The 13,580-nt window shown below is 66.6% G+C and carries 14 protein-coding genes and 1 pseudogene; 9 read left to right on the top strand and 6 right to left on the bottom strand.

Going from position 1 to position 13,580, the window contains the following annotated elements; translation table 11 throughout:
• The first annotated feature begins 460 nt into the window (after positions 1–460).
• The 7 genes and pseudogenes from G6N24_RS11520 (at position 461) to G6N24_RS11490 (ending at position 6,095) form a co-directional block, all read left to right on the top strand.
• The gene (locus G6N24_RS11520) at positions 461–676 is read left to right on the top strand and encodes a hypothetical protein (protein WP_085161576.1); all 216 of its coding nucleotides are present in this window, start codon (positions 461–463) and stop codon (positions 674–676) included.
• Positions 677–800: 124 nt separating this feature from the next.
• A pseudogene (locus tag G6N24_RS11515) lies at positions 801–1,396 on the top strand (nitroreductase family protein); the annotation flags it as partial.
• Between the two features lie 233 nt (positions 1,397–1,629).
• The gene (locus tag G6N24_RS11510; RefSeq protein ID WP_085161484.1) at positions 1,630–2,763 is read left to right on the top strand and encodes a 4Fe-4S dicluster domain-containing protein; all 1,134 of its coding nucleotides are present in this window, start codon (positions 1,630–1,632) and stop codon (positions 2,761–2,763) included.
• On the top strand, positions 2,756–3,586 hold the full coding sequence (locus G6N24_RS11505) for an FAD/NAD(P)-binding protein (RefSeq protein ID WP_085161482.1): 831 nt from the start codon (positions 2,756–2,758) through the stop codon (positions 3,584–3,586). The genes G6N24_RS11510 and G6N24_RS11505 overlap by 8 nt, the downstream gene beginning before the upstream one ends.
• On the top strand, positions 3,587–4,345 hold the full coding sequence (locus G6N24_RS11500) for an NADH-quinone oxidoreductase subunit B family protein (protein ID WP_085161480.1): 759 nt from the start codon (positions 3,587–3,589) through the stop codon (positions 4,343–4,345). It abuts the gene before it with no gap.
• Positions 4,342–5,634, top strand: coding sequence for a Ni/Fe hydrogenase subunit alpha (locus G6N24_RS11495; protein ID WP_085161478.1), 1,293 nt, complete (start codon positions 4,342–4,344; stop codon positions 5,632–5,634). The genes G6N24_RS11500 and G6N24_RS11495 overlap by 4 nt, the downstream gene beginning before the upstream one ends.
• A complete protein-coding gene (locus G6N24_RS11490) occupies positions 5,631–6,095 on the top strand; it encodes a hydrogenase maturation protease (RefSeq protein ID WP_085161476.1) in 465 nt (154 codons plus the stop codon). Before G6N24_RS11495 ends, G6N24_RS11490 begins: the two co-directional genes overlap by 4 nt.
• A gap of 159 nt (positions 6,096–6,254) precedes the next feature.
• Here the strand turns inward: G6N24_RS11490 and G6N24_RS11485 are convergent, their stop codons facing one another.
• The 6 genes from G6N24_RS11485 to acsA are packed head-to-tail and all read right to left on the bottom strand — an operon-like array spanning position 6,255 to position 11,855.
• Complete coding sequence (locus tag G6N24_RS11485; protein ID WP_085161474.1) at positions 6,255–6,686, bottom strand: pyridoxamine 5'-phosphate oxidase family protein; 432 nt, start codon at positions 6,684–6,686, stop codon at positions 6,255–6,257.
• Positions 6,687–6,698: 12 nt separating this feature from the next.
• Positions 6,699–6,950 carry an acyl carrier protein gene (locus G6N24_RS11480; protein ID WP_085161472.1) on the bottom strand — a complete coding sequence of 84 codons (252 nt, stop codon included), beginning with the start codon at positions 6,948–6,950 and terminating at the stop codon, positions 6,699–6,701.
• A gap of 6 nt (positions 6,951–6,956) precedes the next feature.
• Positions 6,957–8,111 (bottom strand): dihydrolipoamide acetyltransferase family protein, encoded by a 1,155-nt coding sequence (locus G6N24_RS11475; protein ID WP_085161470.1) that lies wholly within the window; start codon positions 8,109–8,111, stop codon positions 6,957–6,959.
• Positions 8,108–9,085: an alpha-ketoacid dehydrogenase subunit beta gene (locus G6N24_RS11470; protein WP_085161468.1), complete on the bottom strand. Its 978-nt coding sequence runs from the start codon at positions 9,083–9,085 to the stop codon at positions 8,108–8,110. The genes G6N24_RS11475 and G6N24_RS11470 overlap by 4 nt, the downstream gene beginning before the upstream one ends.
• Positions 9,082–10,050, bottom strand: coding sequence for a pyruvate dehydrogenase (acetyl-transferring) E1 component subunit alpha (pdhA, locus tag G6N24_RS11465; RefSeq protein ID WP_085161574.1), 969 nt, complete (start codon positions 10,048–10,050; stop codon positions 9,082–9,084). Before pdhA ends, G6N24_RS11470 begins: the two co-directional genes overlap by 4 nt.
• Positions 10,050–11,855: an acetate--CoA ligase gene (gene acsA, locus G6N24_RS11460; protein WP_085161571.1), complete on the bottom strand. Its 1,806-nt coding sequence runs from the start codon at positions 11,853–11,855 to the stop codon at positions 10,050–10,052. The genes pdhA and acsA overlap by 1 nt, the downstream gene beginning before the upstream one ends.
• A gap of 192 nt (positions 11,856–12,047) precedes the next feature.
• On the opposite strand from acsA, the gene G6N24_RS11455 reads away from it, so the two are divergent.
• Entirely contained in the window at positions 12,048–13,031 is a 984-nt protein-coding gene (locus tag G6N24_RS11455; RefSeq protein ID WP_085161466.1) for an Acg family FMN-binding oxidoreductase, read from the top strand.
• Positions 13,032–13,140: 109 nt separating this feature from the next.
• Positions 13,141–13,440, top strand: a complete 300-nt coding sequence (locus G6N24_RS25815; RefSeq protein ID WP_407938704.1) for a hypothetical protein — start codon at positions 13,141–13,143, stop codon at positions 13,438–13,440.
• Positions 13,441–13,580: the final 140 nt, after the last annotated feature.

The raw sequence follows: 13,580 nt of genomic DNA, 5'->3' as shown, positions 1-13,580 counted from the left end.
GTTGGCGGGGCACTCGCGGGTCGAACCTGGCCGCGGTCGTCACATCTGCCCCACGAATCGCTGGGTTGAGCCGGTACACAGTTTGCGCACCTCGTAGCGACGAGCTAAGGCACGCAGGGGATTTGTCGCCGCGAGGCGGGCGCAACGAACACCCCAACCCGCCGAGACGTGCGTGGCAGATGTGACCAGAGTGCCGTGCGCCGAACAGTTAGGGCCATTCGGCCTTGGGACGAGTGTGACGAACGGCCTCTCCGCTGGGGACTTCGGCAAGGCGACAATCACGACCGAAATCACTGCCATCCCGTTCCGTTCGGCCCTACTCGCCACACACCGGGATGTGGTCGGATGGCACGCAAGGCTGATCGAGGAGGCCGCGATGAACTTCACGACATCTGTGGCGCGGGTTGACCGAATAGCCCTGGCGATCGGGCTGGGGAAACATCGCGAACCGGCACCGACGATGTACCACGTGATCGATCGCCTGCACGCAGGCCGCGCAGTCGATGTGCCGGCTCACCAGATCGCGCCCACAGTTTCGGCGTGGCTGGCGGAGCTTGGAGTCCAGAGCCCTCTGGTTGACGATCTCGCCCGGGCCGCGCGACTCGGCGATTGGCCGGCGGCCTATGCCGTCGGCCAGAACTTGTCGGTTGAAGTCACCCTGGCAGCCGCGGGGTAGCGAAAGTCCGCCTGCGCATAGCACAAAGTCCTCTTCGATTATGGACGGCATGCTCTACGTATAGCCGGCGCGACCGAGCGACCGTGGAGATGAAGACTTCGCCGACTGAACGGGAGCGAGAACCATGAACACGGGATTTCCGGATGCCGGCACACTCCGGACGGTGCTGACCCTGGCTTCCCGGGACCCGTCCGTGCACAATACGCAGCCATGGCGGTGGCGGGTCTTTGCGACTCGCCTTGCCGCGATCGGAGTGTCTGCGCATAACGCGGATCAGCTCGATATTGTGCTCGCTGCGGCGATACCGCGGCGGCGGACCGATCGGCGGCATTACAGCTTCTGGCCGGTATCGGTGGGTGACATTGCCCTGATGGCTCGGGCGGCCGGGAACGGGGTGCCGCTGCGCCCAGTTTGCGCTACCGACAAGCTGAATGAGATTGTGGTGCAATCCGTTTGGAACCACGCAACCAAACCGGACTATCTTGCCGAGCTCACCATGTGGAGCGGGCGATACGCCTCCGTGGCCGGCGTTCCAGCTCGCAACACGCCAGTATCGGACTCCGCCGCGGCGATGCCCAGCCGGATGTTTGCCGCCCAGCGCTGGCCATGCCGCCCGGCTCCTCACCCGACGAGGACAACGCCGCATGGGTGCGGGCCGGCGAGGTCACCAGCGTCGTGCTCCTCACCGCTACCGCGCTGGGATTGGCCAGCTGCCCGGTCGCGCGCCAACACCGGCGTCGCATGCCGTGGGCGACGCGATAGGGGCGGCGACGGTGGGCTTGCTGATCGTGGGTGTCGCGATGACGTCGGTGGTGGGTGGGGTCCGCGCACGGCTCGATCGAGCACGCGACACCGAGTGGGAGCGCGAGATCAGGTCCCGGTAAGAAGATGGCGGTCGGACCAATCGGCGTTGACCATGGCCAGACCAGCCTTCACTGACGGATGATGGGTCGATGGGCGGATACGCTGACGAAGCCAACGCCGCGCTGCTCGATACTGCCGGGCTGCATCGCCTCGTCGACCTGTTGATCGAGCGTGGGTATCGCGTGATCGGTCCGACGTTGCGCGACAACGCGATCGTGCTGGCCGAACTCGAGTCGGCGCGCGATCTTCCGCGCGGCTGGGGTGTTGATGTGGGTCCGGGGCATTATCGGGTGCGTCGTCGCGACGACGACGCGGTGTTCGGGCATTCGTCCGGGCCGCAGTCGTGGAAGCAGTTCCTGCATCCGCCGCGGCTGCGGCTATGGGCCGGCACGCGGGACGGGGTCAGTGACAGCGAAGCCGAACGGGAGGCGCCGCGGTACGCGTTCCTCGGCGTGCGGGGCTGCGACCTCGCCGCGATCGCCACCCTCGACCGGGTGTTGGGCCGTTCGCAATATCCGGACAACTCGTTCGTCAGCCGTCGACGACAGATTTTCGTGGTCGCGGTGAACTGCACAGAACCGGGCGGGCTGTGCTTCTGCGCCTCGATGGGCACCGGGCCCGCCGTCGGAGGCGGGTACGACTTGGCGCTGACCGAGCGCGTCGACGGTGACGAGGTGACCTACCTGGTTGACGTCGGCAGCGAAGCGGGCGCGGACGTGCTCGCGGCCGTTCCGAACCGGGCGGCCAGCCGTGCGGAAATCGACTGTGCCCGTGCCGATGTGGGGGACGCGGCGCAGCACATGGGCCGCCGGATGCCGGAGGCGGACCTGCGGGACCTGTTGATCCGGTCACGCGAGTCACCGCAGTGGGACGAGGTGGCCAGTCGCTGCCTGACCTGCGGCAACTGCACCATGGTGTGCCCCACCTGCTTTTGCACCAGCACCGAGGATGTCAGCGACCTCACGGGTGAACACGCCGAACGTTGGCGTCATTGGGCGTCATGTTACGAGTTCGACTTCACCTACGTGCACGGTGGCGGCAGCGTCCGACGTTCCGGGGCCTCGCGCTACCGGCACTGGTTGACCCACAAATTGGGCACGTGGCACGACCAGTTCGGCATGTCGGGCTGCGTCGGCTGCGGGCGATGCATCGCCTGGTGTCCGACCGGCATCGATATCACCGCCGAGGTGAACAAGATGGCCGGGACGGTCGGCGATGACTGACGGGCCGATGGCGCCTGTCCCGTATCGGGTGCGCAGTCGCGTTGTGGAGAGCCCGGATTCGGCGACGTTATGCCTGGAGCCGCTCGGCGAGGTGTTGCGGGCACCGCAGCCGGGCGAATTCATGATGCTCTACGCCTTCGGGGTCGGCGAGGCTGCGATCTCGATCAGCGGCGATCCGACCGTGAAGGACGGCTCGATCACACACACGATCCGGGCGGTGGGGGCGGTCAGCCGCGCGCTGCGCGATGCCCAGCCCGGCAGCGTCGTCGGTGTGCGGGGGCCGTTCGGCACCACCTGGGGATTGGCCGAAGCTGTCGGCCGGGATTTGGTCATGGTCGCCGGTGGCGTGGGGCTGTGCCCGTTGCGTCCGGCGGTGCTGGGCGCACTGGCCGAGCGCTCGCGCTACGGCAAGCTGACGTTGATCGTGGGTGCCCGCTCGCGCTCGGACTTCTTGTTTGCCGCCCAGCTCGAAATGTGGGCGCAAGACCCGCAGATCGAACTACATGTCACGGTCGACGTCCCAGTCCAAGGCTGGCGCGGCGAAGTCGGCCTGGTCACCGAGCCGCTGCGCCGGCTGACGCTGGACCCCGATCGCACGACCGCGTTCCTCTGCGGGCCGGAGCCGATGCTTCGGTTCGGCGCCGAGGCCCTGATATCGAAAGGCATAGCCGCGCATGACATTCGGGTCTCACTGGAACGCAACATGCAGTGCGGCATCGGCTGGTGCGGCCATTGCCAGCTGGGTCCGTTGTTGCTATGCCGCGACGGCCCCGTCGTCGGTTACGACGTTGCGGGCCCCCTTCTGCGGGTGAAGGAGCTGTAGATGAGCCCAACTACGTTGGCGGTGTGGAAATTTGCCTCCTGCGACGGTTGCCAGCTGACGCTGCTCGACTGCGAGGACGAGTTGCTGACGATCGCCGACCACGTGGAGATCGCCACCTTTGCCGAGGCCTCCAGCGCCATGGTTGGTGGGCCGTACGACGTGTCGCTGGTCGAGGGCTCGATCACCACCCGGCGTGACGAGCAACGGATCCGCGAAATCCGGGAGCAGTCGAGGGTGCTGGTCACGATTGGCGCGTGCGCGACGGCCGGGGGCGTGCAGGCGCTACGCAACTTCGCCGACATCGCGGAGTTCACCTCGGTCGTCTACGCCAAACCGGAGTACATCGACACGCTGGCCACCTCCACGCCGGCGTCGGCACACGTCAAGGTGGACTACCAGCTGCAGGGCTGTCCGATCGACCGCGGACAGCTGCTCGACACGCTCGCGGCGCTGCTGATCGGGCGCAAACCTCGGCTGCCGGCCAAGACGGTGTGCACCGAGTGCAAGCTCCGCGGGGTCACGTGTGTCCTGGTCGCCGAAGGCATACCGTGTCTGGGCCCGGTCACCCACGCCGGCTGCGGAGCGCTGTGTCCCAGGCACCATCGTGGTTGCTACGGCTGCTTCGGTCCGTCCGCGGCGCCGCAAACGTCGACGTTGATCCCGGTGCTGCGCCGCGACGGGATGGCGCAGGGCGATGTCGATCGGGTGTTTTCGACCTTCAACGTCGCCACCTTCGCCGCCGAGCGGAGCACACGGTGACTGCCTCCGAGCGGACGCTGAGCGTCGGCACGCTGACTCGCGTGGAAGGCGAAGGGGCGCTATACATCACGCTGAAGGACGGAGCCCTCGAACGCGTCGAGCTCAACATCTATGAGCCGCCGCGGTTTTTCGAGGCGTTCCTGCGGGGACGCGCTTACACCGAGCCCCCAGACCTGACCGCGCGGGTCTGCGGAATATGCCCGATTGCCTATCAGGTCAGCGCCTGCAACGCGATCGAAGACGCCTGCGGCGTCGAGGTGGATCCCGAGCTCGTCGCGCTGCGGCGGCTGCTGTACTGCGGCGAATGGATCCACAGTCACGTCCTGCACATCTACCTGTTGCATGCACCGGATTTCCTGGGCTACCCCGACGCGATCGCGTTGGCCCGCGACGAGCGCGACATCGTCGAGCGCGGGCTTGCGCTGAAGAAGGCGGGCAACCGGCTAATGGAGTTCATCGGCGGGCGGGCGATACACCCCGTCAATGTCCGCCTCGGCGGGTTTTACTCGGTGCCAGCCAAGGCGGATTTCGGCCCGCTGGTCGAGCAATTGCGCCGGGCGCTGGACAGCGCGCTGGCGACCGTCGAGTGGGTGTCCGGGTTCGAGTTCCCCGAGCTCGAGCTCGACCACGAAATGCTGGCGCTGAGCCAGCCCGGTCGATATCCGATCGAGAACGGCGCCATCGCGCGCAGCGCGGGCCCGTCGTTTCCGGCGGCCGACTTCACCGGGCATGTGCGCGAGGCGCAAGTGCCGTACTCCACCGCGCTGCACGCCACGCTCGACGGCGGTCGCTACCTGACCGGGCCGCTGGCCCGGTATTCGCTCAATTCGTCGGCGCTGTCGCCGGTCGCCGCGCAGGCCGCCGCCAGCGCCGGGCTTTCGGGCCAATGTCGAAACCCGTTCCGAAGCATTATTGTTCGTGCCGTCGAGGTGGTCTACGCGATCGACGAGGCGCTGCGGATCATCGACGGCTACCAGCGTCCGTCGCGCCCGTTCGTGGAGGTTCCCGCTCGTGCCGGCGTGGGGCATGGGGTCAGCGAGGCCCCCCGCGGCTTGCTATATCACCGATACGAGATCGACACGGACGGGCTGGTTTCCGCGGCGACCCTGATCCCGCCCACCTCCCAGAATCAGGCGGCTATTGAAGCCGACCTGGCCCGCGTGGTCTCCGGCAACCTCGAACTCGACGATGCCGCACTGACCACGCTGTGTGAGCGCGTGATTCGCAGCTACGACCCCTGCATCTCCTGCTCGGCACACTTCCTGACGCTGACGGTGCGGCGTCGGTGAAAACGGTTGTGATCGGCCTGGGCAACAGCTACCGGCGCGACGACGGCGTGGGAGTCGCGGCGGCAGAGGCGCTCAACACACTGGGGTTGCCCGATGTTCGCGTGGTGACCGACATTGCGGAGCCGACGAGCCTGCTCGAGGCATGGTCGGGTGCGGGGCTAGCCGTGGTGATCGACGCCGTCGTTGCGACGCCGTCGACACCAGGCCGCGTCCGGCGCAGCGACCCGAGCCAAGTGGTCGCACGCGACGGGTTGAGTTCGCACGGCGTCGATATCGCCCGTGCCCACGCGCTGGGTCAGGCGCTCGGCCTGGTGCCCGACGAGCTGGTGGTGTTCACTATCGAAGTGGCCGACACCGGCAATGGCATCGGCATGACGCCGCAAGTCGCGGGTGCCGTGCCGGAAGTGGTCCGGCTGGTTGTGGAAGAGATCAACCGACACCACCGCGCAACGAACTCGTAGGGCGGCCGTCGAGACTGCGGTGAGGGTCAGTGTTCGGGCCTGCGGGACGCCGCAGGCGCAGTCTGGATGTCGTGCTCGCGGTCTCGGCGTGGCTCGTAACTCAGATGCAGCCCAGCCCGCGGAGTTCGTACCCCGGCGGCGCCACGCGCGGCCGGCTCGTCACCAAGCCGGGTCCTCCGGCCTCGGCACGTCGAACCGGAACCGCCGGCCCGTGACCATCTCGGGAATGATTCGCACATAATGCGTTTTCGCAGACGCTGTCCAGGTGAGCAACTGGGCGCGCTCGGCCTCCGCGAGCTGCTCCTCGGTACGAAGCGTGCGGGCAACGCCTTTCACGATCACGCTCCAGCCCTCGGCGACGTTATGCTCGTCGGCCTCGAACACCACATGATTGTTGATCGCGGTGCTGATCAACTTGGTGCCTTCCGCGGTGCGGAACAGCACCGTGCGGCGCTGGACGACGAAGTTCACCGGGAAGATCTCGGGCCGGCCGTCGACGCTGGTGACCAGCCGTCCGAGCGCCACGCTTTTCAGCAGCTCCCAGCATTCGCTCTCGGGCAGGATGGTGACCCCGTCACCGGTTGCTGACATCAGCTACCCCTCTCACCTGGCCGCGCGCTCGTCGACGTAGTCGACCACGTCCGCGAGCGTCCGCAGCGACGCGTAGTCGGACTCCGGGATGTCGATTTTCAGCCTCTTGTGGATACCCAGCAGGAAATTCAGCCAGTCCATGGAGTCGAGATCGACTTGGTCGCGCAGCAGGACGTCGTCGCGAATGTCGTCGGCGTCGACCTCGGGGGCGATGGTGGTCAGCACGGACAGGACCACGTCACGAGTGTCTTCTTGTGTCGTCATTGCGCATCACTTTTCCAGTAGGTCGGGCTGCTGCAGCAGTTCGTTGATCGCGGCCAGGAATAGGGCGCCCCGGTGACCGTCGCTTGCCCGGTGGTCGGCGGCAAGGGTGGCCTGCACCGCCGTGACAACCCGGATTCCGCCGTCGATCACGCAGACTCGTTGGGCCGGCTTACCGAAGCCGACCAGGGCCACCTGCGGCGGGTAGATCACGCCGAAGACCGTGTCGACGCCCTGGTCGCCCAGGTTGGTGACTGTGATCGTCGGATCCGACATTTCCGAACTCCGCAGCGAGCCCGCGCGTGCCCGGGCGACGAGATCGGTGAGGTCGCCCATCAATTCGTCGAGTTTCTTGTCCGCAACGTCATGGATTGCCGGCGCGACGAGCCCACCGGCGCGTAGCGAGATCCCCACACCGACGTGGACTCCGGTCGCGGGCCGGAACGCGTCGTCTCGCCAGAATCCGTTGAACTCACCGAACCGCTGCGCGGCGAGGGCGACGGCCTTCAACAGCAGGACGGCCGGCAGCACGCGTTCGGTGATGGAGCGCTGCGCATTTCGTGATGTCAGCCACGTCAACGAGTTCTCCAGCGCGATTTCCTGGGCCAGGTAGTAGTGCGGAATCTCGCGCTTCGACCGGCTCATCGCGGCCGCGATCGACTTGCGCATCTGTGCCGCGCGGTCGGCCGGCTTGGTCTTGGTTGCCGGCTTGGCGAGGGGTTCCCTGGCGGCGGCGTGCTCGACGTCGCTGATGGTGACCGCCCCCTGCGGACCGGTACCGCTGACGGCGTCGATATCGACGCTCAGGGACTGGGCCAGGCGGCGCGCGGCCGGTGAAACCCACCGCCGTCGTTGAGCGGTCGTCGGCTCGGCGGCAGGTGTTTCGGGCGGCCGGGATCGTGGCCGGGGCCGGCGCCCGGCACGCTCGCCCGGTTCCAGCAACGTGGCCAACACGGTTCCCACCGCGACGGTTTCGCCGACGGGTACGACTAACTCGTCGACGATGCCCTCCTGCCAGCATTCGATTTCGACCGCCGCCTTGGTGGTCTCGACGACCGCGACGATCTGCCCGCGGCTGACCTTGTCGCCGGGTTTGACCAGCCATTCGATCAGGGTGCCTTCGTCCATGTCCGCGCCCAGGGCGGGCATTGTGAACTCGATCATGATCGGTCACCGAACAGGTCTTGCACCGCGGCGACGATCTTGGCGGGTTGTGGGAGGGCCGCCTCTTCCAAGTGCTTTGCATATGGCATGGGGACCTCGACGCTGCACACCCGGGCGACCGGCGCATCCAGGTCGTAGAACGCGCCCTCCATAATTTGGGCCGAGACTTCCGCCGCCAAACTGCCGCTGCGCCACGCCTCGTCGATCACGACCGCGCGATGCGTCTTGCGGACGGATTCCAGGATCGTGTCGGTGTCGAGTGGTCGCAGGACCCGCAGATCGACTACCTCGCAGTCGATTCCGGCCAATGACAGCTCGTTGGCGGCGTCGAGCGCCTTCGGCACGCAACCGCCGTAGGCGATCAGCGTGACGCCATTGCCGCTGCGGCGCACCGCCGCCCGGCCGATATCGGTCGGGCTCAGCGTATCGACATCGGTCGAGGTGTTGTAGAGCGCAACGTGCTCGAAGATGATCACTGGGTCGGGGTCCGCCAGCGCAGGGGCGAGCATGCCGTAGGCGTCCTCGACGGTGGCGGGAGCCAGCACCTTGATGCCCGGGATGTGGGCGTACCACGGCTCGAGGCTGTGCGAGTGCTGTGCGGCGAGCTGACGCCCGGCCCCGGTCGCCATCCGCACGACGATCGGTACGGAGAATTGCCCGCCGGACATATGACGCAGCGCCGCAGCGGTATTGACGATCTGATCGAGTGCCAACAAGCTGAAGTTGACCGTCATGATTTCGACTATCGGGCGTAATCCCCCCAGTGCCGCGCCGATTCCGATGCCGACGAAGCCCAATTCCGACAGCGGGGTATCGCGCACCCGTTCGGGGCCGAATTCGGCCAGCAGGCCTTTGGACGCCGCATAGGTTCCTCCGTAGCGTCCGACATCTTCGCCCATCAGCACGGCGCGCGGGTCGTTGCGCAGGGCGTCGCGAAGCGCATCGTGAACCGCTGTTCGATAGGTCGTTTTCATCGCGCCAGCTCCGGTGTCAGCACGTCGCGTTCGAGGTCCGCCACGTCCTCCCACGTTCCCGCTTCGGCGAACGCCACCGCGGCCTCTATCTCGGCGGCCGCCGCGCGTTCGATGTCGGTCAGGTCATCCTCGGCGAGGACGCCGTCGCGCCGGCACCGCTCGGTGAACAGGCGTATCGGGTCGCGCTCACGCCACTTCTCGACCTCGGCCTTGTCCCGGTACAGTTCCGGGTCGAACATCGAATGCGCCCGGAACCGATAGGTGCGGAACTCGATGAAGAACGGGCCGCCGGCGCCACGGACGTGATCGGCACCCCGCTGTGTGGCACTATGGCACGCCTGGACGTCCATCCCGTCGACAGCCAGCGTCGGGACACGATACGACGCCGCCTTGACGGTGAGATCGGTCTGTGATTGTGCGCGGTCCAGCGCGGTGCCCATCGCGTAAAGATTGTTCTCGCATAGGAATAACACCGGCAAGTTCCACAGCGCTGCCATGTTCAGCGACTCGTGGAATGCACCCTCGGCCACGGCACCGTCACCGAAATAGCACGCGGTCACCCGGTTTCGCTTCAGCATGGCGTCGGCGAGCGCGATGCCCACCGCGAGCGGTAGGCCACCGGCGACGATGGCGTTGCCGCCGTAGAAGCGCCGTGCGGCATCGAACAGGTGCATCGACCCGCCGCGGCCGCGCGAGCAGCCCTCCTGCTTGCCGAACATCTCGGCCATAATCGACGTCATCGGGATGCCGCGCAACAGCGCGTGCGCGTGTTCGCGGTAGGTTGCCACCACCGCGTCATCGTTGGCTAACGCGCGCAGGGATCCGGCGGCGACGGCCTCCTCTCCAACATACAGATGCAGGAACCCACGAATCTTGGCCGCGCTGTACAGTTCCGCGCACTTTTCCTCCATGCGGCGCACGCGGACCATGTCCGACAACAGTTCACGCGCCAGCTTCGCCTCGATCACGATGACACCCCCTGGGGTGCAGGCGCGGACAGCTGCTCGATGGTGGACGTATCGCCTTCGGGCAGACCAAGTTCGCGAGCCTTCAGCAGCCGCCGCATGATCTTTCCGCTGCTGGTGTGCGGCAGCGAATCGGCGAACTCGATCTCTTTGGGTGCCACGGCGGCTCCGAGCCGCGTGCGCGCGTGGCCCAGCAGCTCCAGGCGCAGATCTTCGTCGCCGGCATAGCCGTGCTTGAGTGTGACAAAGGCTTTGATGACGGCGCCGACCGTCGGATCGGGTTTCCCGATGACCGCCGCCTCGGCCACCGCGGGATGATCGGTCAGCGCGCTCTCCACCTCGAACGGACCGATCAGGTGTCCGGCGGACTTGATCACGTCGTCCTTGCGCCCGACAAACCAGAAGTAGCCGTCCGCATCCTTTTTCGCCAGATCTCCCGTCAAATACAGCCCGCCGCTAAAGCACTTTCGATACCGTTCCTCGTCGTGCAGATAACCGCGGAACATCGACGGCCAGCCCGGCTTGAGCGCGAGCTCGCCTTCCACGCCCGGCTCCTCGATGACCGAGGTTGTGCCGTCGTCGTTTTCGCGCACGATGTATGCGTCCACGCCCGGCAGCGGGCGTCCCATCGACCCGGGCCTGATGTCGAAGGCGGGCGTGTTCGCGATCATGATGCCGCCCGTCTCGGTCTGCCACCAATTGTCGTGAATCGGTAAGCCCAGCACGCGCTTGCCCCACCAGACCGCTTCGGGATTGAGTGGCTCGCCCACGCTGGCGATGAAACGGAGCCGCGGGAACTGATAGTGCGCCGGCAGTTCGGGGCCCGCCTTGATGAGCATCCTGATGCCGGTGGGTGCCGTGTACCACACCGACACGTGCTGGTCCTGCAGGATCCGGTACCACCGCTCGGCGTCGAACTCGGCCTGGTCGACGACGGAAGTGACCCCGTGCAGGAGCGGGCTGATGATGCCGTAGGACGTTCCGGTGACCCAGCCGGGATCGGCCGTGCACCAATAGATGTCGTCGGGATGGAGGTCGAGCGCGTACAAGCCGGTGACGTAGTGCATCGCGACGGCACCGTGAACGTGGATGGCGCCCTTCGGTGTACCGGTGGTGCCGCTGGTGAAGTGCAGCAATGCCGGGTCGTCGGCGGTGGTGGGCGCAATCGGCGCGTTCTCCCCGGCCGCGTCCATCCGGTCCCAAAAGTTGAGCGTTCCGCGGGCCCGATCGCTGGCGCTGTCGTCGTCGACGACGAAAACGTGCCGCACCGACGCCAGTCGATCGCGGATCTTGGCGATCTTGCGCTGATAGATCGCCTTGGTCGTCACCAGCACATCGGCTTGCCCGATGTCCACCCGGGTGGCGATGGGCTCAGGTCCGAAGGCCGAGAACAACGGCGAGACGACGCTGCCGTTGCGAAGCGCGCCCAGCACGGTGATGTAGAGCTCGGGGATGCGGCCCATGATGGTGAACACCCGGTCGCCCTTGCCGACGCCGAGCGCGCGCAGCGCGCCGGTGAAGCGCTGGGTAAGCCGGCCGAGCTCGGCGTAGCTGAGGTCGCGCGTGGAAACCGAGCCGTCCCAGCCCTTGTCGGTGACGAACCGCAATGCGGTGCGCGTCGCGGCCGGGCCGTTCTGCCGTACGTGTCGGTCCAGGGCGGCGTAGCCGATGTTGCACCGGCCGTCCCCCATGCCTGCGCACAACGCCGGCACGTCGGACCAGTCGAATCGGGCGCGGGCTCGGTCGTAGTCCGTGAGGTTAGGCCGGACGCGGTAGTCGTGAGGTGTTTTGTGAACGACATCCATGGTTGGTCCATCGTTTTCCGGGCACTGAATGCCGGAATAGGGAAAAAGGTCATCAATCGACCGGTCGGTCGTCCCTTCGCCCGAGGCTTTGCCGCTCGCGGTGTCCAATGACGTGCCGCCATGGGACCAAGGACCCTGGCGTCCGATCGTCGCGTGCCCGAGGGTCGAATCAGACAAAGGCAGGTGAGTGCAATGACCCAAACGATGGTCGACGCCGGGGTGATCACGAGGGCTGTGGAATTGGCGTGCCGCGCTCCCTCGCTGCACAACAGCCAACCTTGGCGATGGGTGGCCAGCAGCACGACCGTCGATCTGTTCGTTGACCCACACCGGATGGTCACCTCGGCCGACAGCTCGGGTCGCGAGGCGATCATCAGCTGTGGCGCCCTGCTCGATCACTTCAGGGTGGCGATGGCCGCGGTAGGCTGGGATACCAAGGTCGACACGTTTCCCAACCCGAACTATCTCGACCACCTCGCCTCGATCGACTTCGCGCCGATGGACTACGTCGCCCAGGGCCGGCGCGAGCGCGCCGATGCGATACCGCGTCGCCGCACCGATCGGCGCCCGTTCCGTGCGCCCAAGGAGTGGGCGTCCTTCGAACCGGTGCTGCGCAGCTCCTACGACAGCGACTTGGTGGCGCTCGAGGTATTGGCCGACGATGCGCGGCCGCTATTGGCAGAGGCCGCTCGACTCACGGAGGCGCTGCGCCGCTACGACGACGCCTATCACCATGAACTGAGTTGGTGGACGGCGCCTTTCAGGGAATCGGAGGGAATACCCCAAAGCGCGCTGGTGGCCGGGTCGGCAGCCCGCGAAGTCGAAGTGAACCGCCTGTTTCCCACCACCTGGGCCGCCGAGCGGAGTTCGGCGAGCCTGCAGGACCAGGCGAAAATCATCGTGCTGTCCACGCTCGAGGACACGCGTGTCGACGCCTTCGATTGCGGCCAGGCGCTCTCGGCAGTGCTACTGGAATGCACCCTGGCGGGGCTGGCAACGTGCCCGGTCACCCACATCACCGAGCTGGAGGCCGGCCGCGACATCATTCGGGATCTCACCGGCGGCCGGGCGGCGGTACCTCAGGTCTTGATCCGGGTTGGGATTGGACCCGCCGGCGAGATCCCGCCACTGACGCCGCGGCGACCGTTGCGCGAGGTGTTGGAGATGCATCGCTAGATGGCCCCGTCAAAGGTGACTTCAGACCCCGACCAACTCGCGGCTCAACTGGAGCTGTCGCATACGCATAGGAAGTGAAATGCCCACTAGGCTAGGCGATTCGCCGTTATTGACAGATCCCGACGCCGATGCGCTCGCGTGGCAATTCCTGAAGTCGGCCTACGCCGACAACAGCATGTATCGGGATTGGCCGCTGGACCGGCGCCTCGAGGGCTATCTGCGCCGGCGGGGACTCGTCCGGCTCGCCGAAGACGGCGACGCCTACGACCTCATCCTCAACCGTGTCATGTCCTACATCGGTTCCTACGCCGGCTCGGCGCACCGATCCAGAGCCGACGAACGGCCCGCTGGCCGGGGACTTCGGTCCCTACCGCCGACCGGTACCGACTGGTCGGATGGTCCCGGATAGACACAGCCACCACGGCGATTTCGAGATCTAGGAGACAAGGCGCCGATGAAGACAACATCGAGGCAACCTGCGACAAGGGCATCCTCACCGTCGCGATGGGTATTTCGGAGCCGCAGCCGGTCGAGCGGCATGTCCGGGTC

It is taken from the genome of Mycobacterium lacus (assembly GCF_010731535.1).
Taxonomy (GTDB): Bacteria; Actinomycetota; Actinomycetes; order Mycobacteriales; family Mycobacteriaceae; genus Mycobacterium; species Mycobacterium lacus.
Note: the sequence above shows the minus strand (reverse complement) of the source record. Positions and strands in the feature narration are given on the sequence as shown.

Excerpts from the sequence above, each read along its gene's own strand:
- G6N24_RS11505 (WP_085161482.1), top strand. The coding sequence starts at position 2,756 with ATGACTGACGGGCCGATGGCGCCTGTCCCGTATCGGGTGCGCAGTCGC.
- G6N24_RS11470 (WP_085161468.1), bottom strand. The coding sequence starts at position 9,085 with ATGAAAACGACCTATCGAACAGCGGTTCACGATGCGCTTCGCGACGCC.
- acsA (WP_085161571.1), bottom strand. The coding sequence starts at position 11,855 with ATGGATGTCGTTCACAAAACACCTCACGACTACCGCGTCCGGCCTAAC.
- G6N24_RS11520 (WP_085161576.1), top strand. The coding sequence starts at position 461 with ATGTACCACGTGATCGATCGCCTGCACGCAGGCCGCGCAGTCGATGTG.
- G6N24_RS11475 (WP_085161470.1), bottom strand. The coding sequence starts at position 8,111 with ATGATCGAGTTCACAATGCCCGCCCTGGGCGCGGACATGGACGAAGGC.
- G6N24_RS11485 (WP_085161474.1), bottom strand. The coding sequence starts at position 6,686 with ATGTCAGCAACCGGTGACGGGGTCACCATCCTGCCCGAGAGCGAATGC.
- G6N24_RS11510 (WP_085161484.1), top strand. The coding sequence starts at position 1,630 with ATGGGCGGATACGCTGACGAAGCCAACGCCGCGCTGCTCGATACTGCC.
- G6N24_RS11480 (WP_085161472.1), bottom strand. The coding sequence starts at position 6,950 with ATGACGACACAAGAAGACACTCGTGACGTGGTCCTGTCCGTGCTGACC.
- G6N24_RS11500 (WP_085161480.1), top strand. The coding sequence starts at position 3,587 with ATGAGCCCAACTACGTTGGCGGTGTGGAAATTTGCCTCCTGCGACGGT.
- G6N24_RS11455 (WP_085161466.1), top strand. The coding sequence starts at position 12,048 with ATGACCCAAACGATGGTCGACGCCGGGGTGATCACGAGGGCTGTGGAA.